At 71.3% G+C, this 22,411-nt stretch carries 21 protein-coding genes; 8 read left to right on the forward strand and 13 right to left on the reverse strand.

All coding sequences use genetic code 11. The features are described 5' to 3' along the window. Window position 1 precedes the first annotated feature (1 nt). The gene (locus tag GXP76_RS03840) at window positions 2-688 is read left to right on the forward strand and encodes a DUF2848 domain-containing protein (protein WP_242569971.1); all 687 of its coding nucleotides are present in this window, start codon (window positions 2-4) and stop codon (window positions 686-688) included. Window positions 689-721: 33 nt separating this feature from the next. Here the strand turns inward: GXP76_RS03840 and GXP76_RS03845 are convergent, their stop codons facing one another. The 9 genes from GXP76_RS03845 to GXP76_RS03885 all read right to left on the reverse strand — a co-directional run bounded on the left by GXP76_RS03845 (window position 722) and on the right by GXP76_RS03885 (window position 8,497). Next, window positions 722-1,504 carry a thioesterase II family protein gene (locus GXP76_RS03845; protein WP_242569972.1) on the reverse strand — a complete coding sequence of 261 codons (783 nt, stop codon included), beginning with the start codon at window positions 1,502-1,504 and terminating at the stop codon, window positions 722-724. 58 nt (window positions 1,505-1,562) lie between these two features. Then, window positions 1,563-2,303: a beta-ketoacyl-ACP reductase gene (locus GXP76_RS03850; RefSeq protein WP_242569973.1), complete on the reverse strand. Its 741-nt coding sequence runs from the start codon at window positions 2,301-2,303 to the stop codon at window positions 1,563-1,565. Beyond that, window positions 2,300-2,545, reverse strand: coding sequence for an acyl carrier protein (locus GXP76_RS03855; RefSeq protein ID WP_242569974.1), 246 nt, complete (start codon window positions 2,543-2,545; stop codon window positions 2,300-2,302). The genes GXP76_RS03850 and GXP76_RS03855 overlap by 4 nt, the downstream gene beginning before the upstream one ends. Before the next feature lie 26 nt (window positions 2,546-2,571). After that, window positions 2,572-3,585 carry a beta-ketoacyl synthase N-terminal-like domain-containing protein gene (locus GXP76_RS03860; protein ID WP_242569975.1) on the reverse strand — a complete coding sequence of 338 codons (1,014 nt, stop codon included), beginning with the start codon at window positions 3,583-3,585 and terminating at the stop codon, window positions 2,572-2,574. Continuing rightward, window positions 3,582-4,715 (reverse strand): beta-ketoacyl synthase N-terminal-like domain-containing protein, encoded by a 1,134-nt coding sequence (locus GXP76_RS03865; RefSeq protein ID WP_242569976.1) that lies wholly within the window; start codon window positions 4,713-4,715, stop codon window positions 3,582-3,584. Before GXP76_RS03865 ends, GXP76_RS03860 begins: the two co-directional genes overlap by 4 nt. Further along, window positions 4,712-6,514, reverse strand: coding sequence for an AMP-binding protein (locus tag GXP76_RS03870; protein WP_242569977.1), 1,803 nt, complete (start codon window positions 6,512-6,514; stop codon window positions 4,712-4,714). Before GXP76_RS03870 ends, GXP76_RS03865 begins: the two co-directional genes overlap by 4 nt. Window positions 6,515-6,854: 340 nt before the next feature. Next, window positions 6,855-7,367 carry a GNAT family N-acetyltransferase gene (locus GXP76_RS03875; protein WP_242569978.1) on the reverse strand — a complete coding sequence of 171 codons (513 nt, stop codon included), beginning with the start codon at window positions 7,365-7,367 and terminating at the stop codon, window positions 6,855-6,857. Between the two features lie 69 nt (window positions 7,368-7,436). Next, the gene (locus GXP76_RS03880; RefSeq protein WP_242569979.1) at window positions 7,437-7,871 is read right to left on the reverse strand and encodes a VOC family protein; all 435 of its coding nucleotides are present in this window, start codon (window positions 7,869-7,871) and stop codon (window positions 7,437-7,439) included. A 26-nt stretch (window positions 7,872-7,897) separates the two neighbouring features. Continuing rightward, window positions 7,898-8,497 (reverse strand): hypothetical protein, encoded by a 600-nt coding sequence (locus GXP76_RS03885; RefSeq protein WP_242569980.1) that lies wholly within the window; start codon window positions 8,495-8,497, stop codon window positions 7,898-7,900. A 253-nt stretch (window positions 8,498-8,750) separates the two neighbouring features. Between GXP76_RS03885 and GXP76_RS03890 the strand changes: the two genes are divergently transcribed. Beyond that, the gene (locus GXP76_RS03890; protein ID WP_242569981.1) at window positions 8,751-10,571 is read left to right on the forward strand and encodes a sensor histidine kinase; all 1,821 of its coding nucleotides are present in this window, start codon (window positions 8,751-8,753) and stop codon (window positions 10,569-10,571) included. A gap of 132 nt (window positions 10,572-10,703) precedes the next feature. Next, window positions 10,704-11,366: a response regulator transcription factor gene (locus tag GXP76_RS03895; protein WP_242569982.1), complete on the forward strand. Its 663-nt coding sequence runs from the start codon at window positions 10,704-10,706 to the stop codon at window positions 11,364-11,366. An 81-nt stretch (window positions 11,367-11,447) separates the two neighbouring features. Here the strand turns inward: GXP76_RS03895 and GXP76_RS03900 are convergent, their stop codons facing one another. Next, complete coding sequence (locus GXP76_RS03900) at window positions 11,448-12,143, reverse strand: type 1 glutamine amidotransferase domain-containing protein (RefSeq protein ID WP_242569983.1); 696 nt, start codon at window positions 12,141-12,143, stop codon at window positions 11,448-11,450. Between the two features lie 153 nt (window positions 12,144-12,296). On the opposite strand from GXP76_RS03900, the gene GXP76_RS03905 reads away from it, so the two are divergent. Together GXP76_RS03905 and GXP76_RS03910 are read left to right on the forward strand one after the other, a co-directional pair. Continuing rightward, window positions 12,297-12,701 carry a nuclear transport factor 2 family protein gene (locus tag GXP76_RS03905; protein ID WP_242569984.1) on the forward strand — a complete coding sequence of 135 codons (405 nt, stop codon included), beginning with the start codon at window positions 12,297-12,299 and terminating at the stop codon, window positions 12,699-12,701. A 786-nt stretch (window positions 12,702-13,487) separates the two neighbouring features. Then, a complete protein-coding gene (locus tag GXP76_RS03910; RefSeq protein WP_242569985.1) occupies window positions 13,488-14,381 on the forward strand; it encodes a S1 family peptidase in 894 nt (297 codons plus the stop codon). 142 nt (window positions 14,382-14,523) lie between these two features. Here the strand turns inward: GXP76_RS03910 and GXP76_RS03915 are convergent, their stop codons facing one another. Then, the gene (locus tag GXP76_RS03915; RefSeq protein ID WP_242569986.1) at window positions 14,524-16,656 is read right to left on the reverse strand and encodes an MMPL family transporter; all 2,133 of its coding nucleotides are present in this window, start codon (window positions 16,654-16,656) and stop codon (window positions 14,524-14,526) included. A gap of 115 nt (window positions 16,657-16,771) precedes the next feature. Then, window positions 16,772-17,263, reverse strand: a complete 492-nt coding sequence (locus GXP76_RS03920; protein ID WP_242569987.1) for a MarR family winged helix-turn-helix transcriptional regulator — start codon at window positions 17,261-17,263, stop codon at window positions 16,772-16,774. Window positions 17,264-17,596: 333 nt separating this feature from the next. On the opposite strand from GXP76_RS03920, the gene GXP76_RS03925 reads away from it, so the two are divergent. Then, window positions 17,597-18,691, forward strand: coding sequence for a polyprenyl synthetase family protein (locus GXP76_RS03925; protein ID WP_242569988.1), 1,095 nt, complete (start codon window positions 17,597-17,599; stop codon window positions 18,689-18,691). Window positions 18,692-18,893: 202 nt separating this feature from the next. Then, entirely contained in the window at window positions 18,894-19,277 is a 384-nt protein-coding gene (locus GXP76_RS03930; RefSeq protein WP_242569989.1) for a nuclear transport factor 2 family protein, read from the forward strand. A gap of 31 nt (window positions 19,278-19,308) precedes the next feature. On the opposite strand, the gene GXP76_RS03935 is transcribed toward GXP76_RS03930, so the two are convergent. Next, entirely contained in the window at window positions 19,309-21,360 is a 2,052-nt protein-coding gene (locus GXP76_RS03935) for an FAD/NAD(P)-binding domain-containing protein (RefSeq protein ID WP_242570003.1), read from the reverse strand. A 386-nt stretch (window positions 21,361-21,746) separates the two neighbouring features. On the opposite strand from GXP76_RS03935, the gene GXP76_RS03940 reads away from it, so the two are divergent. Next, a complete protein-coding gene (locus GXP76_RS03940) occupies window positions 21,747-22,376 on the forward strand; it encodes a hypothetical protein (protein ID WP_242569990.1) in 630 nt (209 codons plus the stop codon). The last annotated feature ends 35 nt before the right edge of the window (window positions 22,377-22,411 follow it).

A 22,411-nucleotide genomic window follows, 5' to 3' on the forward strand; every position in this document is an offset into this window, starting at 1 on the left:
CATGGCGCTGCTCACCTTCGAACTGCCCGACGGCACCACCCGCACCATCGATGTCGTCCGGGTGCTCAACGCCGGCTACGCCGGACGCAGCCAGGCCGACGTGGCCGCGCATGTGGCCGAGCTCGCCGAGCTGGGCGTGCCCGCGCCGTCCGTGACCCCCGCCCTCTACCCCGTCTCCCCCTACCTCGCCCAGCACACCGAACACGTGAGCGTCCAGCACGGCCGCACGTCGGGAGAGGCCGAATGGGCCCTGGTGGTGGACGGCGAGGGGGATCTGCTGCTGACCGCCGCCTGCGACCACACCGACCGTGAGCTGGAGGTGCACGGTGTCGCGTGGAGCAAGAACGCGAGCCCCGACGTGCTCGCCCGCCGCGCCTGGCGGCTCGCCGACGTACAGGAGCGGCTCGACGATCTGGCGCTGCGGGCCTGGGTCACCCACGACGGGCGGGAGACCCTCATCCAGGACGGCACACTGGCCGAGCTGCTCACCCCCGGCTACTGGGCCGGTGTACTGCGTGAGCGCGGCGATCTGGTGCCCGGTACCGTGCTGATCTCCGGCACCATTCCGATGGCCGAGGGCGTCGACCAGTTCGCCGACCGCTGGCGCGTCGAGCTGAGCGACCCGGCCACCGGGGACGCGATCGGCCTCGCCTACGACGTGGTGCGCATGCCAGCCGCCATCGGCTGAGGGCCACGGACCGGCAAGGGCCGTCGGCCGCTTCTACGCGCGGGGCGCCGGTCCGAGCCGGTCGCGTACGGTCCGGGTGATACGGCCCACCAGCTGCTCCCGGTGGTCGTTGAGATAGAAGTGCCCTCCCGAATAGGTGTGCTGCCCGAGGAAGTCGTCCGTCAGGCGCGGCCAGTTCTCCAGCTGCCGGGAGGCCACGACGGTGTCGTCGGTGCCGCCGAACACGGTGAGCGGCACCGGCAGGGGGGTTCGGGGCGTCTCGCGGTCCCAGGTGTCCGCGAGTCCGAGATCGCTGCGCAGCACGGGAGCGAAGGCGTTCCACAGGCTGTCGTCGCTCAGGAGCCGGTCCGGGGCGCCGCCCGTGGTCCTGAGCCAGTCGCGCAGGGCGGTGTCGGATCGCAGGCTCCGGCCCAGTGGCGGCTCCGGCGAATCCGGCTGCGGTGCGCGGAAGGACGACACCCCGAGCCAGAGGGGCAGTTCGCGTGCAGTCTCTTCGAGGCGGCGCGTGAGCGCGTAGGCGACGCGGGCTCCCACGCTGTGGCCGAAGAACGCGAACGGCCGGTTCAGCAGCGGGGCGAGGGCCTCGTCGAGGAATCCGACGAGGCCGGCGCAGTCGCCGATGAGGGGGAGGGCCTGCGCGTTGCCCCGGCCGGGCGCGTCCAGCAGGCAGATGTCCCAGTCGTCGGGGAAAAGGCGCGTCCAGCCGCGGTAGAGGAGATGGGAGCCGCCCGCGTGGTGGAAGAAGAACAGGCGGACGGCGGGATCGTCGACCGGCCGGCGCCGGGTGACCGGGCCGGGCGGGGCGGTGGATCTCATTCGCGTCCCGCCCACCGCGGGAGATCCGGGCCCTGTCTCACGAGGGCGGCCAGGTTTCTCACATCACCAACCCGCCGTCGACGCCGAGGACTTGGCCGGTGATGTAGGAGGACCGCGGGGACAGGAGGAACGAGACGAGATCGGCCACCTCCTCCGAGGTGCCGAATCTCGACAGCGGGATCTGGCCGAGATATTTCTTCCTGGCCCTCTCGGGCAGGTCGGCCGTCATCTCCGTGTCGATGAAGCCCGGCGCCACGGTATTGGCCCGTACGCCGAATTTGCCGTACTCCTTCGCCACGGCCCGGGTGAATCCGATGATCCCGGCCTTGGACGCGGAGTAGTTGGTCTGCCCGGCGCTTCCGCGGACACCGGCGATCGAGGAGAGTGTCACCAGGGAACCGGCCCGGCGCCTGGCCATTGCTTCGACGGCGGGACGGCAGACGTGGTAGACGCCGTCCAGGTTCGTGGTGAGCACGTCGTGCCACTGGGCGTCCTCCATCGTCGCCAGCGGCTTGTCCCGGGTGATGCCCGCGGCGGTCACCACGGCGTCGACCGGGCCGAGTTCGTCCTCTGTAGCGGCGAAGAAGGCACGGCACTCGCCGGCGTCGGCGACGTCGACCCGCCGGGCGAAGACACGGGCTCCGCGTTCGGCGGCCTCCCGTTCGGTCTCCTTGGCGGCATCGGCGCGGGAGAGATAGCAGAACGCGACGTCGAATCCGTCCCGGGCCAGTCTGGTGACGACGGCCCGCCCGATTCCCCGGGATCCGCCGCTCACCAGCGCGATTCTTCTTTCGGTCACGCCGCGGATCCCCCGGCCAGCAGGGATTCGACCAGACCGCGCAGTTCGGTGAGATTCTCCACCGAGCCGATGGACGCGTCCTGCACCGATATGGGGTAGCGCTGTTCCAGCCGGGAGGATATTTCCAGGACCATCAGCGAGTCCATTCCGAGGTCCTCGGCGAAGTGGTCGCTGTCGCCGACCTCTTCGGGCTCCAGTTCAAGAGACTCGGCGACGATCGTGCGCAGTTCCTCTGCGTCCACGGCCAATTCCATGAAGGATTTTCCCATCATTCGTTGTTTTCGTTCGTCAGCAGAAGGGCGGCTGCCGCGTCATCGGTGTCGGCACCTCCCGTGAACGCGAGTACCGCTTGTGTTCCGTGCGTCCGGATGTGAAGGGCGCCGACGGCCGCCTGGAGTACGCCCAGGGCGCCCGAGCACTCCCCCAGCCGCGCGGTGAGATCCAGGCTCTGCCCGGCCGGGGCGCCGGGCGGTCGCGCGAGCCCGCCGGTGAGCCGGAGCCCGACCGGGGCGGGTGCCAGGGATTCGGTGACCGCGACGGTGGACGCGAGTTCGGCACCGCGCGTGTAGGCCGACAGGTGCGCGTAGACGCCCGCCCGGCGCGCGGCGGCCTCGGCAGCCGATTCGACGACCACGGCGCAGGCCACGTCGGGGGCCGTACCGCCGAGCAGCTTGTCGGCGTGTTCGGTTGCCGGTTCGACGCCGAGCACCACCGCTCTGCGGCAGCGCCCCGCCCCGATGAGGTTCCGGGCCCAGTGCAGGGCGTCCAGGCCGCTGGTGGCGCCGTTGCAGACGGTGAGGTTGGGGCCGCGCAGCCCGTACCGGATGGCGACCCAGCCCGCGACGACATTGCTCGACGTCTGCGGCAGGCCGAGCGGGCTCAGTCCGGTGACCGAGTCGCGGGCGATGGTGTCGGTGAACTCGCAGACCGTCTGCAGGGAGCCGAGGTTCGAACTGGCGACCACGGCCGTGACATGGGCCGTGGCCCCCTGGAAGTGCCCCTTCCCGTCGAGCAGTCCGGCGTCGCCGAGCGCCTGCTCGGCGGCGTACAGGGCGAGGCGCGAGGCGCGGTCCTTGTTGCGCATCTCCCGGCCCTTCAGGGCCGTCGCCGGATCGAAGCCGTCCGCGGGGAGCCGGTCGGTGAGCAGGTCGTGCACGGAGCGGAGGCCGGGGACGGCCAGCCCGACGCCGGTGACGACGGTCGCGTTCGGTGCCGTACCCACGGGGACGGCGGAGCCCGCCGGGGACACGTCCGGCCCCCCGGTCACTTCGGCGGCGGTCATACGGCCGCTCCGACCAGCGCGACGGCGTTGATTCCGCCCAGGCCGAAGGCGTTGATCTGCGCGGTGGTGATGTCGGCGGCGGTGGCCGTCCCGCGGACCAGTCCGAGTCCGGCCGCCTGCGCGATGGGTTCGGCGAGACCGAGTACCGGCGGCACGGCCTTGCGCGCCATGGCCTGGACGGCGACGACCATGCTGAGCAGGCCGGATCCGCCGAGCGTGTGGCCCGTCATGGATTTGATGGCCGTCATCAGCGGGCCGTCCCCCGTCCCCGCGAACACCTCGGAGAGGACGGCGGCCTCGGTCTCGTCGTTACGGGGTGTGCCGCTGCCGTGCAGCATCACCAGGTCGATGTCCTCGGCGCCGACGCCGGCACGCCGGTGGGCGTCGAGAACGGCGGCCCGTATCCCGTCGGCGTCGGGCGCGGTGGCGTGGTGGGCGTCGCAGTTCATGCTGACGGCCCTGAGCCGGGCGAGGGGGCGCCGGTCGTGGGTACCCGCGCGCCGCAGGACGACCGCGACCGCCCCCTCCCCCATCAGCATCCCCTTGTGCGAGACGTCGAACGGCCGGAGCATCTGCGGCGACTCGTTCTGCACCCGGTCCAGCATTCCGAAGGCGCTCTCGGTGAGGGCGTCCGTGCCGGCGACGACGACCGTGTCGGTGGTGCCGGACTCGATCATGTCGGTGGCCAGACCCAGCGCGTACAGCGAGGCGGAGCACGCGTTGGCGAAGGTGTACGTGGAGACGGCGCCGAACGCCTCGCGCAGGGCACCGCCGAAGTGGAGATCGGCCGGACGGACGGGGGCGCCCCCGGTCCACCACAGTTCCGTACTGCGCTGCTCGCGCAGTGTCGTACCGACGAGCACCGGTGTCCGGGACAGGTCGTCCGGCAGACCGGCGTCGGCGAGAGCCTGCCGGACGGCGAGGAGCAGCCACTTGGTCGCCCGCAACGGCTCGTCCCGGCCGGCGGGGCGGTCGTCGATCTCGTAGGCATGGCGGGTCCGGTACTTGGTGCTGTCGAAGACCTTCAGCGCCGCGCGCGTCTCCTGCCCGGCACAGAGCGCGTCGAATATCTGCCCAGGTGTGCGGCCGATGTTGGCGACGGCACCGGTTCCGGTGATGTCCCAGGTCAAGGCTGGGTCACCCGGTTCCGGAGCTGGAAGGACGCGAGTTTCCCGGTGGAGGTGACCGGCAGTCTGTCGAGGAACTCCACCCGGGCCGGGCGTTTGAAGGGGGCCAGCCCGGTGCGGATGGCGGCGGTGATGGAGCGGCGGACCAGGCCGGTGTCGCATCCGCTCTCGGCGACGGCGTACAGGACCGCCTGTTCCAGTCCGTGTGCGTCGGCCTGGCCGACCACCACGCACTCCCGGACGCCTTCGACGGCCCGGGCCACCGCCTCGATCTCGCCGGGCGGGACCTTGTAGCCCCCCAGGTTCAGCAGGTCGTCGGCGCGGCACAGGTGTGAGACGGTGCCGTCGCCGTCGCGGACCGCGATGTCGCCGGTGTACACCCCGCCGTCGGCGAACGTCCCGGCCGCGGCTTCGGGCCGGCCTATGTAGCCGAGCGCGACCGTGGGGCCGTCGATGTGGAGGCGTCCTTCGACCCCGTCGGCGACCGGGAGGCCGTCGGTGTCACGGATGGTGGCCCGCACGCCCGGTACGGGCAGGCCGATGGTCCCGGGCATGGGACGGCCCGCGGGGGTGGCCACGACGATGTGGAGCACCTCGGTCGCGCCGAGCCCGTTGATCAGGTCGGCGGAGAAGGTGTCCTGGATGCGCTCGCTCAGCCGGGCCGGCAGGTTCTCACCGGCGGCGACACACAGCCGCACCGACTCCGTCCCCGGACCCCCGTCGCCCGTGCCCGCGGCGTCGACCAGGGCCGCGTATAAACGTGGCACCGACCAGAGAACCGTCGGTCGGTACTCGTCCAGGGCGGCCGTCACGGTGTGCAGGTCGATACTGCCGCGTAAGAGGACCGCCCGCGCGCCGGCGGCGAGCGGGAAGAGCACCGTGCCGCCGAATCCGTATCCGAAGGACATGCGTGCCGTGGAGAGCACGATGTCGTCCTCCCGCAGCGCCAGCGACGAGCCGAACCCGGCCAGGGCCGCCAGGACGGCACCCGCGCTGTGCCTGACGCCCTTGGGCAGACCCGTACTTCCCGACGTGTACTGGATCAGCGCCTCACCGTCCGACGGCCACGGCGCGGCGTCGCGGTTCCGGGGCGGATCAGCGGCACTGTCCGTGCCGATGCCGGCCCGTACGTCCCGGCCGGCGATCCGGCGGCGGTCCGAGAAGAGGGCTTCCAGGGCTCGCTGCCGCTTGGGCGGGGCGTCGAGGTGGATCACGTCCGCCCGGCAGTCGTCGGCGATGTAGCCCAGTTCCTCGTCGGTGAGGAGGGGGCTGACCACCGCGGGCACGCATCCGTGCCACCACATGCCGAGGACGGCGGCGACCGTGGTGACGGAGTCGTCGGCGACGACAAGTCCGCGCGCGCCGACGGGAGTTCCGTTCGCGGCCAGTGTCGCCGCGTACCGCAGGGCGGCACCGTACAGGGAGCGGTAGGAGACGTCGCCGGAGTCGGGATCGGTGTACGCGATCCGCTCCCCGCGTCCCTCGGTGAGGTGGCATCCGACCAGCCGCCCGACGAGGTCGACGTGCTCCGTCCCCTCTTGCGGCGGGCCGCTCAACTTGCCGGCCAGCACGGCCACGGAGTCTTCGACACAGCGCATGGCGGCCGCGTCGGCTGCGCTGAGCTTGACGCCGAATTCCCGCTCGACACGGACGACCACCTCGGTCTTCTCCAGAGAGTCGAGGCCGAGGTCTTCGAAGAAGAGCGCGTCGTCCTCGATGTCCTCTTCGGCGGTTTCCAGAACATCGGCGACAATGGTCCGCAATCTTCGCAGCGGTGTGCCGATACCCGCTATGCCAGACACCAGGCGACTCTCCTTCTCGTACATCGCTTTGCGGGGACGCCGAATAAAACCGGAGCGCGGATATCAGAACGCCACTCCGCACAAAGGCGTTTCAAATGGAGATTATCGAACAAGGTCGATCGATACCCGTGAAGCACAATTTCCCAAACGTCGAGAACAAGCCACTTGATCTGGCCGATCTCCGTCGGTCCGCCTTCAACTCCGCGAGCTGACACGCTTAAGCGCCCGCCTTTTGCCACACAAAAAACGGAAATACCAGCGCGTAGGATTACGGCTCCGGAGGTGGCGCGAAACGCGGACCGCGTCCGTGCCGTGCGACACCGCCGCGGGGCGGCCGGTGTCAGCCCGGCTGTCCGGTGAGCCGCTTGGTCAGGAACCGGCAGGGGTCGGCGACTTCGTGCCGCGAGCCGTTGTCGTCGAGGTAGTGGTACCGGTCGAGGTAGCGGCAGCCGGTTTCCTCGTAGCCGAGTCGGAGGTAGAGCGAGGCCGCGCGGAGGTTCCGGTCGTCCACGCCCAGGCCGATCCGGTGGTGACCGGCGCGCCGCGCCCGGGTCTCGGCCGCGCGGATGACGGCCGTCCCGATGCCCCGGGACCGCAGCCGCGGCGGCCAGACCCCCAGACCGTTCAGCTCGGGGCACCCGGGGAAGCGCTCACGCACCTCGGGCGCCTCGCATCCCCGCCAGAGAATCTGCGCCGTCCCGACAGGGGTTCCGTCGGACCAGGCGACCAGGAACGTGCTCAGGCCCCGCTGTTGCTTCTCGAACCGCGCCGCGTGGCGCCGGGTCCGCCCGGGCGACGGCATGTGTGCCTCAAGGAGTTCAAGGTCTTCTTCTCGGCAGGGCCGGATGTCCATGAGTCGTCCTCGTGTCGGTCGCGGGCGGCCCGGGCCCCCTTCGCGCGGGAGCCCGGCACGTTCACGCACTCAGTCGAGACAGAACTCGTTGCCCTCGATGTCCTGCATCACGAGGCACGACTCGTTGTCCTCATCGGCGAGCAGCAGTCGTACGCGTACGGCGCCGAGCGCGATCAACCGTGCGCATTCGGCCTCGAGTACGGCCAGTCGCTCCTCGCCCACGAGACCGGTGCCGACCCGTACACAGGGATGCACCCGATTCTTGACGACCTTCCCCTCGGGCACGCGCTGGAAGTACAGTCGCGGGCCCACGCCCGAGGGGTCCACACACGCGAAGGACGCTCCCCGGCGCTCGGGCGGCAGCGCGCGATCGTAATCGTCCCAGCCGGCGAATCCCTCGGGCGGCGGCGGTACGACATACCCCAGGACCTCGCACCAGAAACGAGCGACGCGCTCGGGTTCCGCGCAGTCGAAGGTGAGTTGGAACTGCCTGATCGAAGACATCCGTCCATCGTAGAGGCGGGGTCGCCTCAGCGTGACTGCAGTGCGTCCAGCGCCACGGTCTGCGCGATGGCGAGGCGGCGGTCGGCGGCGGGGTCCGCGATGTCGAGCACGTACCGGTCGCGCAGCCCGAACTTCTTGTCGACCGCCATCAACCGCTTGTCGCCCTCGGTGAAATCGAAGTGGTACGGCCACAGGAACGGCACGAAATCGGTGAACGGCAGGAAGTCCCAGACCCTGCGCAGCACGGCCACCACCGCGTTGCGCTCGCGCCCGGTGAGCTCCGCCGTGCCCGGCTGCTCCAGGACCCACGTCGAGCGGAGCATGGAGGCGACAGGCTTCTCGCGGAACGAGCCGATGGGTTCCCCCGCACCGTCCCGCACGGCGTAGACGGCACCGACGTCGAGGACTTGGTCGGCCTCGAAGACGCACAGGACACGGTCCTTGGACTCGTCGGTGTAGATGGTCACCTCTTCCTTGAGCGACATGGGTTTCTGCTCGGCGTAGGCGACGACCTCGCCCTCCGAGCCGTCGGGACGGGCCGCGGTCACCACGTACTGGTTGACCATGAGGGTCGTCTTCTGGCGCATGGTGAACCTCTCGTGACCCTGAAGGTGCGCGTTGTCCATGTGACGTCTCCCGCTTTCCGTCTCCCGCGCGGCCCAGTCGTGGACTGCCCGCCGCCGTTGCTGGTGTGCGGGACCATCGTGTTCGCGGCGGCCACCCGAAACAGTCCCCGGAAGTCGCGGCCCGCGGTGACCAACGGTGGCGCCGTGGGCGCGCTCAACCGCCCCCGCGCCGCCGGTGGTTGTTCACTTTCGTCGTTCGCCGGCACGACGCACGGATGACGCGGCGCCCCCGGGGACTGACTATCGTCGGCCCGTGGAACTGGACGAAGGACCTGCCGACCGCATCGCACGGCCCCTCGGGGCCCGGCTCGCCGCCGCCTCCCCCTGGAGCCGCGGGCGGATCGCCGGAGAGAGCGTGCTCACCGTCGTCCTCGCCGGGCTCGCGGGCCTCGCCGACGGCGCGATGGCCGGTTTCGGCGTGCGGACGGGTGCCGTCGTCGCGGGCATCGCCGTGCTGTCGCTGGCCAGGCGTGCGCTGCCGGCGACGGTGCTGATCGTCTCGGCCGGTGGGGCAGCGGTGTTCCCTTCCGCGGTGCCGTTGCTGGTCTGCGCCAGCTGGTCCGCGGGAAGCCGTGTGATCAGACCCGGGCGGGCGGTCGCCGCCTACGCCGCCGCGCTCGTCCTGTACACCGCGCTGTCCACCCATGACGAGATCAGTGCGGGCTCAGGTGTGTCGCTGCCCGTCACCACCGTGCTGGGCGCGGCGGTGTTCTTCACGCTGTCGATCGTGCCCGGGCTGATGGCCCGCTACCGGGCGCAGCGCCGGTCGCTGGTGGAGGCGCTGCGGCGCAACAACGTCCAGCTGATGCGCGAGCAGGCGATGGTGGCACAGCAGGCGCGCCTGCTGGAGCGGGGCCGTATCGCCCAGGACATGCACGACAGTCTCGGCCACCAGCTCGTACTGATCGCCGTGCACGCGGGCGCCCTTCAGGTCGATCCGGACCTGACCGATCGCCAGCGGGAAGGCGTCCAGGTCCTGCGGGACGCCTCGGTGGCCGCGATGAAGGAGCTGCGTGAGGCCGTCGGCATCCTCCATGAGGACCGGGACGACCGGAACGGCCCCGACGAGAACACCGGACGGGCCGAACACACCGAGCGTGCCAGGCAAGGAGCCGGGCACGCGCCGGCAGCCGGTGACGATCAGCGCGGCGACCAGCGCGGCGCACGTCCGGTCTCCCGTGCGGTGGCCTCCATCGACGGTCTTGTCGCGTCGTCCCGGGCCGCGGGCACGACCGTGGAAGTGCGGCGGTCGGGCACTGTCCGGCCACTGGCGCCCGCCGCCGACCACGCTGCCTTCCGCATAGCCCAGGAAGGTCTGACCAACGCCCACAAGCACGCCCCGGGCGCCCCGATCACCCTCGCCCTGCGCTACGAGTCGGACAGCCTGGTCGTGGAGGTCGCCAACGGGCCCGCGCCGGCCGGGCCGCCGGGCGCACCGGCCGCGATCAGCGGCGGCCAGGGACTGACGGGCCTGCGGGAGCGGGCCCGGCTCGTCGGCGGCATGGTGCACACGGGGCGCACCCCGGACGGCGGGTTCCGCGTCGCGGGCATGCTGCCCTACGGCGGCGACGGCGGGGCGACCCGCCCGGAGAACGCGACCTCCGTCGGTGCGGACGACGACTTTGTGGGACAGCCGGGGGCGGGAGGGGCGGGCGACAGTGGGGCGGACATCAACCTTTCAGCGACACAAGGGGAGTTCGCCGCCATCATGAGCAGCAAGAAGAACCTGGCCATCGGCTGCGCCGTCACCGCCGTCGTCCTCGTCCTCGGTACCGTTGCCCTGGGCGTGTGGGGGGTGAGCGCGCTGATGGACGAGTTGGAGAAGGCCACGATCGCGCCGAGCGTGTACGAGCGGGCGAAGGTGGGCGACCCCGAGGCCGACGTGCAGGGCAAGCTGCCCGCCGAGGACTCGTACCTGACCTCGGACCTGGAGAGCAGAGGTCCAGAGATCCCCGAGGGCGCGACCTGCCGCCACTTCGCGTCCGACGACCCGGACGACGTCTCGACCATCTTCCGGTTCTGCTTCGACGGCGGAAAGCTGGTCGCGAAGCAGACCTTCCAGGACGGGAGCTGACCCGCGAGCCGGGCAAACGACGGGCAGGTTCCGGGAGTTGCCCGGCCCCTGGAGACGCGCCGGACAGCGCTTAGGGCATGATGGCGAGGCCATGCCGTACGCTTCCCCGTCCGCCACCGCGCAGGAGGCCGCGTGATCCGGGTCCTCGTCGCCGACGACGAGCCGCTCATCCGGGCCGGTATCAGGATGATCCTCACCTCGGCCGACGACATCGACGTCGTCGCGGAGGCGGGCAACGGACGCGAAGCCGTGGAAACCGCCCGTGGCACCGCCGTCGACGTCGCCCTGCTGGACATCCAGATGCCGGTGATGGACGGCCTGACGGCCCTGGCCGAGCTGCGCCGGGCGGCGCCGCACGTACAGGTGCTGATCCTGACCACGTTCGGCGAGCGGGAGAACGTACTGCGCGCCCTCGGCCACGGCGGTGCGGGCTTCCTCCTCAAGGACACCGCGCCCGACGAGCTGATCCGCGCGGTCCGGGCGGCGGCGGCCGGCAACGCCTACCTGTCACCCACGGCGACCCGGCACGTGGTGGACTCCCTCTCCTCCCCGGGGGCCACCGCGCGCACGGAGGAGGCCAGGCAGCGCCTCGACGCCCTGACCACACGGGAACTCGACGTGCTCGCCCTCCTCGGGGAGGGTCTGTCCAACGCCGACGCGGGCAGGCGGCTGCACATGAGCGAAGCCACCGTGAAGACCTATGTCAGCAGGATCCTGACCAAGCTCGGGTGCGACAACCGGGTGCAGGCGGCGCTCGTCGCACACGACGCCGGACTGCACCGGGACACGGTGTGAGCACCGGCGACGCGGCGCGCGCCCGGGCGTCCTGACGGTCGCGCCGGCCCGGCGCGTCGTACGGCCTCCTCACGGGCGGGTTCACTTGAGGATCTGCAGCAGACGATCCGCCAGTACCGCCGCGGAGGCGGGATTCTGCCCGGTGACGAGGTTGCGGTCCTCGACCATGTACGGCTTCCAGGTCTCGCCGCGGCTGTAGTCGACACCGACCTTGTTCTTCAGGTCGTCCTCCAGCAGCCACGTCGCCCTGGGGGCGAGGCCCACGCCTTCTTCCTCCTCGTTGGTGAAGCCGGTGACCTTGCGGCCCTTGAACGGCGACTCTCCGTGGATTCTGGTGGCCAGCATCGCGGCGGGGGCGTGACACACGATCGCGAGCGGCCTGCCCGAGGCGAGCTGCGCCGTCAGCAGCCGGCCCGCGTCGGCGTCGAACGCCAGGTCCGCCATCGGACCGTGACCGCCCGGCAGATAGACCGCGTCGTAGTCCTCGAGACGGACGTCCGACAGCTTGAGCGGTCGCCGCATCACCTCCGCGTCGCGGATGATGCCCTCCAGTTCGAGGGCTCCCTGTTCACCACCCGCCATCGCCGGGCGCAGACTCATCATGTCGACATTCGGGGTCACGCCGCCCGGTGTCGCGACCACGACCTCGTGACCGGCGTCCGTGATCGCCTTGTACGGGTTCGCGAACTCCTCGGCCCAGTAACCTGTCGCGTACCTGGTGCCGTCCTTGAGCACCCAGTACGTCGCTCCGCTCACTATGAACAGCACCTTCGCCATCACACGCCTCCTCGCGAGAGCTCTGAGGCAAACGACTCATTCCAGCGTAAACACGCGTTCGGCCGCCCGCATACGGACGGCCGCCCGGCTACTGTCCCTGCCTCGCCCAGGTCTCCGGATCACTCCGGGGGCCCAGAGAAGGGAACACATGCGATGGATCCCGATGCCCGGACCAGGGCCGCGCTGGAGGAGCACTGGCGGGCTTCGGAACGCGGGGACACCGAGGCCGAGCACGCCATCTACGCGGTGGACGCGATCCTCGACTATCCCCAGTCGGGCGAACGGTTCCGGGGCCGCGCGACGATCTCGGCGCAACGTGGCGGGCATCCGGCCCGCCGGCACTTCACCGTGCGCCGGATCGCCGGCGGCGGCGACCTGTGGGTCAGCGAGTGTGTCATCACGTACGACGACGTGCCCAGCCACTCGGTGAGCATCATGGAATTCGCCGGCGGACAGGTGGTGCACGAGACGCAGTACTTCGCTGACGCCTTCGGAGCGCCCGAGTGGCGGGCAGCGCTCGCGGAGCCGATGCCCGGCAGGAACATCACCAGGGCCTGATCCGAAGACGTTCGCGGAGACGGCCGATCGGCCGATCGGCCGATCGGCCGGTCGGCCGATCGGCCGGTCGGCCGGTCGGTCGGTCGGTCGGTCGGTCGGCGCTGCCGGATCGCGGCCGGGGGCGGCGTTATGCCTGCCGGCGGCGGGCAGTTGGCCCGCTCCCGGGCCGCCGCAGCACACCGCGACAGCCCTCCGCAAGAGCGCTCCCCCGGACGTATCCGTGGCTCAGAGCGACAGCCCCTTGAGGGCGGAGGCAAAGATTCGGCCATCTTGAGTACATCGGCAATTCAAATGAAGATCGGGCAAACATCTCGGCCCCGGAAGCCGCACCGCCCGGCACATACACCCCGTCAGGCGCGACGCGCCCCAGCCTCATCAGAACGGTCGGCCGGGCGGCGAACCGTGCGTGTTCGCGATGTGACCTGTCGCAACCTTCTGCAAAGGCACTGCAAAACAGACTCAAACCCGCCACGCCTCAAGGGAGTTCACGGCGAGGAACTCAAGTCCGGCAGCACCCGCGCACTTTGCAGCAACACCCTTGCGACACCACCCGAAGCGCGGGCGCGAACACCGGCCCGGGGGCCGGTATCGGTCCGGTCGCGCTCAAGAGCGATTCTCCGCCTGCGGTCCGGAAGTCGTCCTTGCATCTGGAGCCGTAGACGTCAACGATTCCAACCGCGCAGCTTGACAGGTCCACGCCCAGTGACCACTGGTCGGGGACCCGCACGCACCGACTGCCCCACCCACCCGACGGGCTGTCCATCCCCCATACATCCGGAGGATCTCGTGACCTTCAAGCGCTTCTCCCCCCTCGCCGGCACGTCCAGACGGGCTCGGCTCCTCGCCGTGGCGTCCGGTCTGGTGACCGCCGTCGCGCTCGCGGCCCCCTCGGCCGTCGCCGCCCCGGCCCCCGAGGTCAAGGCGACCGCCTCGCAGCTCGCCGACGCCAGCTCCGCCGTGCTCGAAGCGGATGTGGCCGGCACCGCGTGGTACACCGACGCGAAGACGGGCAAGATCGTCGTGACCGTCGACAGCACCGTGTCGAAGGCCGAACTGGCCGAGGTCAAGGGCGCGCTGGCCGACTCCAAGGCCGAACTCACGGTCAACCGCACCCCCGGCAAGTTCACCCCGCTGATCGCCGGCGGTGAGGCCATCACCACCGGCGGCAGCCGCTGTTCGCTCGGCTTCAACGTGAGGGTCGGCAGCGTGAACCACGCGCTGACCGCCGGTCACTGCACCAACATCAGCTCCAGCTGGTCCATCGGCACGCGCACCGGCACCAGCTTCCCGACCAACGACTACGGCATCATCCGCCACTCCAACCAGTCGGCGGCCGACGGCCGGGTCTACCTGTACAACGGCACGTACCGGGAGATCACCGGGGCCGCCAACGCCTCCGTCGGCCAGTCCGTGCAGCGCAGCGGCAGCACCACCGGCCTGCGCGGCGGTTCGGTCACCGGCCTCAACGCCACGGTGAACTACGGTTCCAGCGGCATCGTGTACGGCATGATCCAGACCAACGTCTGCGCCGAGCCCGGCGACAGCGGCGGCGCGCTCTTCTCCGGCAACACCGCGCTGGGCCTCACCTCCGGCGGCAGCGGCAACTGCAGCGTGGGTGGTACCACGTTCTACCAGCCCGTCACGGAGGCCCTGAGCGTCTACGGCGCCACGATCATCTAGCACCCGCACCGGCGCTCCGGGGGCGGCGGGCCGATGAGCCCATCCCCCCGGAGACCTGTGGAGTGACGCACCAGCGGCGGACCGCGCATCCCGCGCGGTCCGCCGTCGTCGTGCCCAGCCCGTCGCGCGCCTGCCGTGGCGCTCAGTGTGCGGCGGCGGCCGGTTCCTTCTCGGGTCGCCGCTGCCCGGATCCGCGGCTCAGCACGCCGGGCCACCAGGCCTTCGGGCCGATGTCCAGGACGAGCGCGGGCACCAGGAGGGACCGGACGACGATCGTGTCCAGGAGGACACCGACGGCGACGATGAAGGCGATCTGGACCAGGAAGGCCAGCGGGATGACGCCCAGGGCGGCGAAGGTGGCGGCGAGGACGACGCCGGCGGAGGTGATGACACCGCCGGTCGCCGTGAGGCCGCGCAGGACCCCTTCGCGGGTGCCGTGCTTCAGCGACTCCTCCCGGACACGTGACATGAGGAAGATGTTGTAGTCCACGCCGAGTGCCACGAGGAAGACGAATCCGTAGAGCGGCACCGAGGCGTCGGTGCCGGAGAAGCCGAGAATCCCCTGGAAGACGAGCGCGGAGATACCGAGCGTCGCCAGGAAGTTCAGTGCCACGGTCGCCACCAGGAGCACCGGCATCAGCAGGGAGCGGAGCAGGCCCATGAGGATGACCAGGATGATGGCCAGCACGACGGGCACGATCAGCATGCGGTCGCTCTCGGACGTCCGCTGGGTGTCGTACTGCTGGGCGGTGTAGCCCCCGACCAGGGCGTCGGACCCGGGGACCGCGTGTACGGCTTCGCGCAGCCGGGCGATGGTCGCCTTGGCCTCGTCGCTGTCCGCCGGGGCTTCGAGCGTCGCGTTGATCCGGACCTTGCCGTCGGCCGTCCGGGGTGCTCCGACGCCGGGTCGCCCGGATTCGGTCACGGGCAGCGCGTTCACCACGCCGTCGGTCCGGCCTGCCGCGGTGGTGACCTGGTCGACGGTGTCGGCGTCGGCGATGACGACGGCCGGGTTGCCCGAACCGCCGGGAAAGTGCTCGCTCAGTGCCGCCTGCGCGGCGACGGACGGCGCGTCGTTGACGAAGAGTTCGTCGAGCGGGACGCCCTTGGATTCGAGGGTGGGCGCGAAGGCCGCGCACGCGAGCAGTCCGGCGAGTGTGAGGGCCCAGACCTTGCGCGGGGCGCGGTCCACGAGTGCCGCGACCCGCGGCCACACACCGCGGCCGCTGTCGCTCTTCTCGGCGCTGCCGGCCGGCTTCGGGCGGGCCGGCCAGTAGGCGCCACGGCCGAGCAGCACCAGTACCGCGGGGAGGAACGTGAGCGTGCTGAGGACCGCGCACACGATGCCGATGGCACCGACCGGCCCCAGCGCGCGGTTGTTGGTGAGGTCGCTGAGCAGCAGGGCGATCAGGCCGAGGGCCACGGTGGCGGCGCTTGCCACGATCGTCCCCGCCGACTCCCGCAGCGCCGCCCGCATGGCCTTGACGCGATCCCCCTGGCGCTCCAGTTCCTCCCGGAAGCGGGCTGTGAGCAGAAGCGCGTAGTCCGTCGCGGCGCCGATCACCAGGATCGACAGGATCCCCTGTACCTGCCCGTCGACGCGGACGATGTCCCGCTCCGCGAGGGCGTACACCACGCCGCACGCGAGGCCGAGCGCGAGGACGGCGCCGATGATGATGACGAGCGGGAGGATGACGCTTCGGTAGACCAGGAGCAGGATGATCAGCACCGTCGCGAGGGCTACGCCGAGGAGCAGGCCGTCGATGCCCGCGAACGCGTCGGACAGGTCGGCCTGGTTGGCCGCCGGACCGGCGATGTGCACGGTCGTGCCGGGCACTTGCTCCGCCGCCTCGTCGATCTTCTCCAGCACGGTGGGGAGTTGATCGTCGAGGTCGGGGCGCAGTTGGGCGACTCCCTGGAGTGCCTGCCCGTCCTTGGAGGGGATCGCCGCGGACGCGGGCCCCACCGTTCCGCTCACGTCTTCGAGCGAGGCGAGGGCGCCGGTCGCGGCTTCGCGCTGCGCGGCGGTCACCTCGCCGCCGTCCGTGGTCGTCCAGACGACGATGGCCGGCAGGGTCTCGTCCTGGCGGAAGGCCTCCTGCGCGTCGATGACCTTGGTGGACTCGGCGTTCTGCGGCAGGAACGCCGCCTGGTCGTTGGTAGCGACCTCGCCGAGCTTTCCGGCGTAGGGACCGAGTGTCCCGCCGATCCCGAGCCAGGTGACGAGCAGTACTACGGGCACGAGCCATCGTGCGAGCCGTGTGGACCTGGACATTGCGCTCCCGGATGCGAAGACCGAACGGTAACTTGATCGTAGACTATCTCAATCATCAAGATACTTTTCATCCGCCTCCGGCCCGGCCGACCCGGTCCTGTGGGTGGAGCGGAGGTCAGTGCTCTCCGCTGAGCTGGCCCAGTTCGCCGTTGAGAGCGTCCAGGAAGCGCAGAACGGTCGCGATTTCGTCGCTGCTGAACTGCTCCTGGGCGTGCGCGGTCGCCTGGGCGAGCGGCATGAAATGGGCACGAGCGACCGACCGGGCGTCCGGAAGGTAGTGCAGGTGCACCACACGCCGGTCGGTGCTCTCGCGGGCCCTGCGGATGTGACCGGCCTTCTCCAGCCGGTCCAGGCACGCGGTGACCGCCCCCGACGTCAGGCCGAGGTGGACACGCAGGCGGCCCGGCGTGAGCGGGGTCTCGGAATCCAGGATCGCGGCCAGCGCCTGGACATCCGTGGCATGCAGCCCCTGGTCCGCGGTGAAGGCGTGCGCGATGCGGTTGATCTCACCGTTCATCTTCCGCAGCCGGACCGCCAGCGCTTGCAGTTCCTGTCTGCGGGGCTCAGCGCCGGCGTCCGCCGCCTGAGTCTTCCTGGTACTCGCCACACCTTCACCCTATGCGGACGGATGACGTCGCCCGCAGCCCTGCCTCCGGCCCCGCCGCCGGACTCGACCGGACCTCAAGTCGCCTCACCGATACTCGCGGAGTGTATGGACCGCCCGGACCCGCGGAGGACCCGTGTTCACGACCTCCGAGGTGAGCGCCGTCGGGCGGCGAGCAATCGCCCGCCTCCGGGCCCCTTGCCGCCGGCCGGCGAGGAGATCCGCACGTTCCGGTCGTACCGCCGGTTCACGTCCTGGCCGAACCCGATGCCGGCGTCCGGGTCCGACGAGTACCGGGCCGGCTGATCTCCCGCCCGCCCACCGAGAAGGGACAGCATGACCAGCACCCGACCCCGCCCCGGGGCCGCCGCGCGCGCCGACGCCGTCGACGCCGCGCTCCGACAGTTCCTCGGCGCCCGCCGGACCGAGGCCGAGGCGATCAGTCCGGCGTACGCGGCCGCCGTCGCCGAGTTGGAGGGCTTCGTACTGCGCGGCGGCAAGCGTGTACGGCCGGCCTTCGCCTGGCTCGGCTGGATCGGCGCGGGCGGCGACGAGCACGGCGCCACCGCCGACGCGGTCCTGCGCGCCTGCTCCGCGCTGGAGTTGTTCCACGCGTACGGCCTGATCCACGACGACGTGATCGACGCGTCCCTGACGCGCCGTGGCTCCCCCGCCGCGCATGTGCTGTTCGCGGGTCAGCACCGGGACCGGTGCTGGTCCGGTGATCCGGAGCTGTTCGGCGTCGGCGCGGCGATCCTGATCGGAGACCTGGCCCAGGTCTGGGCCGACGACATGATCCGTACGTCGGGGCTGCCGGCGCGGGAGTTGGAGCGGGTTGCTCCGGTGTGGTCGGCCCTGCGCACCGAGGTCCTGTGCGGTCAGGTGCTCGACCTGACCGCCGAGGCGTCGGGCGACGAGGACGTCCACAATCCGGTGCTGGTCGACCAGTACAAGACGGCCTCGTACACGGTGGAGCGCCCGTTGCACATCGGCGCCGTGATCGCCGGCGCGGACGCCGAACTCGTCGCCGCCTACCGTACGTTCGGCGTCGACATCGGCGTCGCGTTCCAGCTGCGCGACGACCTCTTGGGAGTGTTCGGCGCCCCTGAGGAGACGGGAAAGCCGTCCGGCGACGACCTGGTCCAGGGCAAGCGCACGGTGCTCTTCGCGGCCGCGCTCAAGTACGCCGACGAGCAGGACCCGGACGCGGCGAAGTTCCTCAGGGCCAGGATCGGGACGCGGATCTCCGGCGACGACCTCAGGACGATGCGTTCCATCATCACCGGTGTCGGAGCGGTGGACCATGTCGAACGCGACATCGCCACCCGCACCGACCGGGCCCTCGCCGCGCTGCGGGCGAGCAGCGCCATCGAGTACGCGAAGGACGAGCTGGCCGCCATGGCGATCAGCGCGACGCAGCGGACCTCCTGACCCGTTCACCGGCCGCCCGTGCCGGCGTACCGCCCCGACGAGGACGGTCCTGGTCTCCGGGGCCGTCCTCGCGACCGGACCCCGCGACCCGGCCCGGCCCCGCGCCACGGCCTCGCCATGTGCGCGGCCGGGCCGGCCCGGAGGCCGCCTCCCTCCGTCCGGGCTCCAGAGCTGGTCGAGACCGTTGCGCCGACAATTCGGCATGAGCGAACACAAGGACACGGTCATGCGGTATCTCAGGGGCGTGCAGCACGCCGACCACGAGCTGGTCCTCTCTCTGGTGACCGACGACGTCCTGCTGGAGAGGAAGGGCCGGCCCGGCATCCGTGGCAAGGAAGTGCTCCGTGCCGTCATCGACGACGAGGACGGCGCCGTCCACCGGGACACCGGTTCGCACCGCCCGGTCCACAGGATCGAGCGCATGGTGGAGGAGGGCGACACCGTGGTCGTGAGCGGCAGCGTCGTCGTCCGGCTCCTGAACGGCGGGCGGTTGGAGACCCTCTTCTGCGACCACTTCACCTTCAGCGGTGGTCTGATCAGCGGCCTGGAGAGCTACATGGTCCCTCCCGCCGGTCCCCTGAGCTGACTCACGGACCTGGTCGCCGCACGCGATCGGGTCATACGGGAACGTCTTCCGCCCGGCCTCGTGCGACTCCTGTGGAGGGCCGGACCGGTGGCAGGGCGAGGACCGCCGCCGCGATGGCGTCGGAGTCCTCCAGGGTGACCGAGCCGACGCCCGGTCTGATGCCCGCGGCGGTCACCCAGTGCACCGACTCGGTCGGCACCCCGTAGGCGAAGCGGCGGGGATGCGGTACGCCCCGGGCGTCGATCAGGTGGTAGGGGCGCTCGGAGACGGCGAGGCCCCCGGTCTCGTAGTCCCCGCCGCCCGTGGTGCGGTCGCCCGCCGCGTCGGTGCCGGTGCCGGTGTCTTCCTGGCCGTGGGGTATGCGGTACGGGCGGCACTGCCCGGTGCGCAGCAGCCGGCCCATCAGCGGGTCCGCCGTGCGCCGCAGGTCGATCTCGGGCAGGCGCGCCTCGACGAGGACCGTGGCCCGCACCCGTGCGCCCGTCGCGCTCGACGTGCCGGTGAAACAGGGGCCGGCCGGGTCGTGCGCGTCGGCGGCCACGCTCAGACCGGGGCCGGTCACGTCGAGGACTCCGGCGTCCATGAGCGCGGCCATCTCCTCGATGCGGGACGCCGGCGGGCCGATGGACAGATAGGTGTTGAGCGGTGTGTACCACTGGTCGAGGTCGTCGCGGTGGGAGGCGGCGGTCAGGCCCGCGTGGTCGACGGCCAGGCGCAGCTCGTTGCGCAGGTCCCGCAGGACGTCGAGTGCGGCCTTGACCGGTCCGCCGACGTTGCCCTGACGGGCCAGGCGGACGTCTTCGTCGAGGTGGCCGCGCAGCCAGCGGCGGAAGGCGGCCGGGCCGGCGACGTCGCGGGGGGCGTAGGGGCGGGCGACGCGCTGCCAGTCCCAGCGTTCGGCCGGGCGTATCCCGGCCTCGTCGAGGAGCCGGTCCTCGGCCCGCCCCGGTTCGGCGCGCAGATATCGCTCGGTGAACTCCTCGGTGGCCGGGCCGGGTTCACCACGCGCGGTGAGGAGGCCCGCGTAGTAGACACCGCACACCTCTTTGGAGATCAGTGGCCACAGGTCGGCGGCGAAGTCGATGGCCGTGCCGGAGGTGTCCCGGCGCCCGCGCAGCGCGGCGATGTACTCGGCGGTCAGGAGCCGGGGGAAGTGACGGCCGTGGGCGCCCTTCTCGTTCTCGCCGCGCGCCTGGTAGGGCACACCGCGGCGGGAGCCGGCGTACAGGCGTGGCTCGCGGCCCGACGGCCGGTAGACCAGCCGGCCGCCGACGCGGGTGAAGACACCGCCGCGGCCCTGGGTGAACAGGGCCATGTAGTCGAAGAAGTTGAGTCCCAGTCCGCGCAGCAGCACGCTCTGCCCGGGCCGGATCTCCGAGAGGTCGACATCGGCGGGGTTGGCGGGGGCCACGTACGTCAGCGCGTGCCGGGCGGCGAATCGGGCCAGCCGCCGCTCGGTGTCGGTGGGGCGCGCCGGCAGATGGCCCTGGGCGAGGACGACGGCGGCCAGCCCGGTCAGCCGGGCGCCGTCCTCAAGGGTGACGGTCTGCGCGCCGCCGGGCCGGGTCCCGGCGCCGGTGTCACCGCCCGCACCCGTGTCGGCGTCATCCAGTGCGACGGCCCGTACGGGGTGGACACGCACCGTCAGATGGGCGGCGGCGTTGGCGACGACCCGCTGGAACGCCCAGCGCAGATAGGCGCCGTAGAGCGCGCGGGTCGGATAGGAGTCGGGGCCCAGACGGCGCGCCTCGGCGCGGACCCGCGCGTCGTGGGCGGTCTCCCGGCCGGCGTCGAGCGTGCCCGATTCCAGGGCCTTGGCCCACTGGTACAGGCTCGGTCCCTCCTCCATCGGACCGTCGATGCGCACGCTGGCGTCGGTGTAGACCGTCACCTGGCAGGCGACGGTGTTCATCAGGAGATGGCGGGACTGCGCCGTGCGCCACACCCGGCCGGCGCCCGCCGGCTCGGGGTCGACGACATGCACGGTGACGGCGTCCCAGCGGGGCGACTTCCGTTCCTGCGCGCAGAGCCGTTCCAGTACGGACAGGCCCCGGGGGCCGGCGCCGACGAGGCACACCTCCAGCCGGGAGGTGTCCGGGGCGGACGGGGCCGGTGGGGCGGCGGGTCCGAGGTCTGCTGCGCCTTCTTCTCCGTGCGTACGGTCCACAGTTCCTCCTTCCTCGGTCACCGTCGGGGCAGCGGCTCGATCAGGGATCGGTTCCGGCTGGAAGGCGGCTGGAGGCGCCGGGGCCGAAACGGCTCCGGCGCCGGTGGCCGTGCCCGCCGCCCGGGGGCGGTGTCCTCCACCAGCGGGCCCCGAACGCCGCTCTATCGGGACTCAAGTCCCCGGTCGGCTAATGGGACTGCCCGCGGGGCGCGACCCCGCCGGATCAGGGCACGGAACGGAATGCGGAGATCCATCCGACGTCCAGCGGTTGCCGGGGCGATCCGCCCCATGAAGGAGCTTCGATGACGCTTCACACCTGCCCCAGGGGCCACGCCCAGGAGAACGACAGCGTCGCCGGGTTCTTGCTCTGCGCCCCCTGCGTCGGACGGGTCGAAGGCCAGCTGCGCGCGCTTCCCGCTCTCCACCAGGACTGCCTGCATCAGGCTTCGCCGGCGGTCAGGCGGACGAACCCGACGAAGGTGATGTCGAGCCGCAACCGCGATCACCTCAATGTCGCGGTGCTCGACACCCGCCACCGCACCCTCACGGTGCTCGAATCGTGGTCGGGGATGGTCACGGACAAGCTGGGAACCGCTCCCCCGCCGCGTACGGTCCCGCACCTCGCGCGGTTTCTCGTGCGGCATCTCGGGTGGCTCGTGACCCAGCACCCGGCGGTCGACTTCGCGGACGAGATCGAGGGTCTCGTCGTCGAGTTGCGGCAGACCGTCGATCCGGCGCCGAGCGCTCTGCACGCCGTCATCAGGAAGTGCGTGGTGGACGGCTGTGCCGGGACGATCAGCGCCATGCCCCGTGGCGGCGGGGGTACGGGGGCCAGGCACCTGGCCTGCTCCGCCGGCCATTCCTGGGAGATGCGGGAGTGGCTCGGCCTCCGGAAGCTGATGAAGCGTCAGCGGGAAGGGGTCGACGGATGACCCGGCCACCGGCCGACGGAAGCCGCCCGCTCCGG

It is taken from the genome of Streptomyces sp. NP-1717, assembly GCF_022695985.1.
Taxonomy (GTDB): domain Bacteria; phylum Actinomycetota; class Actinomycetes; order Streptomycetales; family Streptomycetaceae; genus Streptomyces.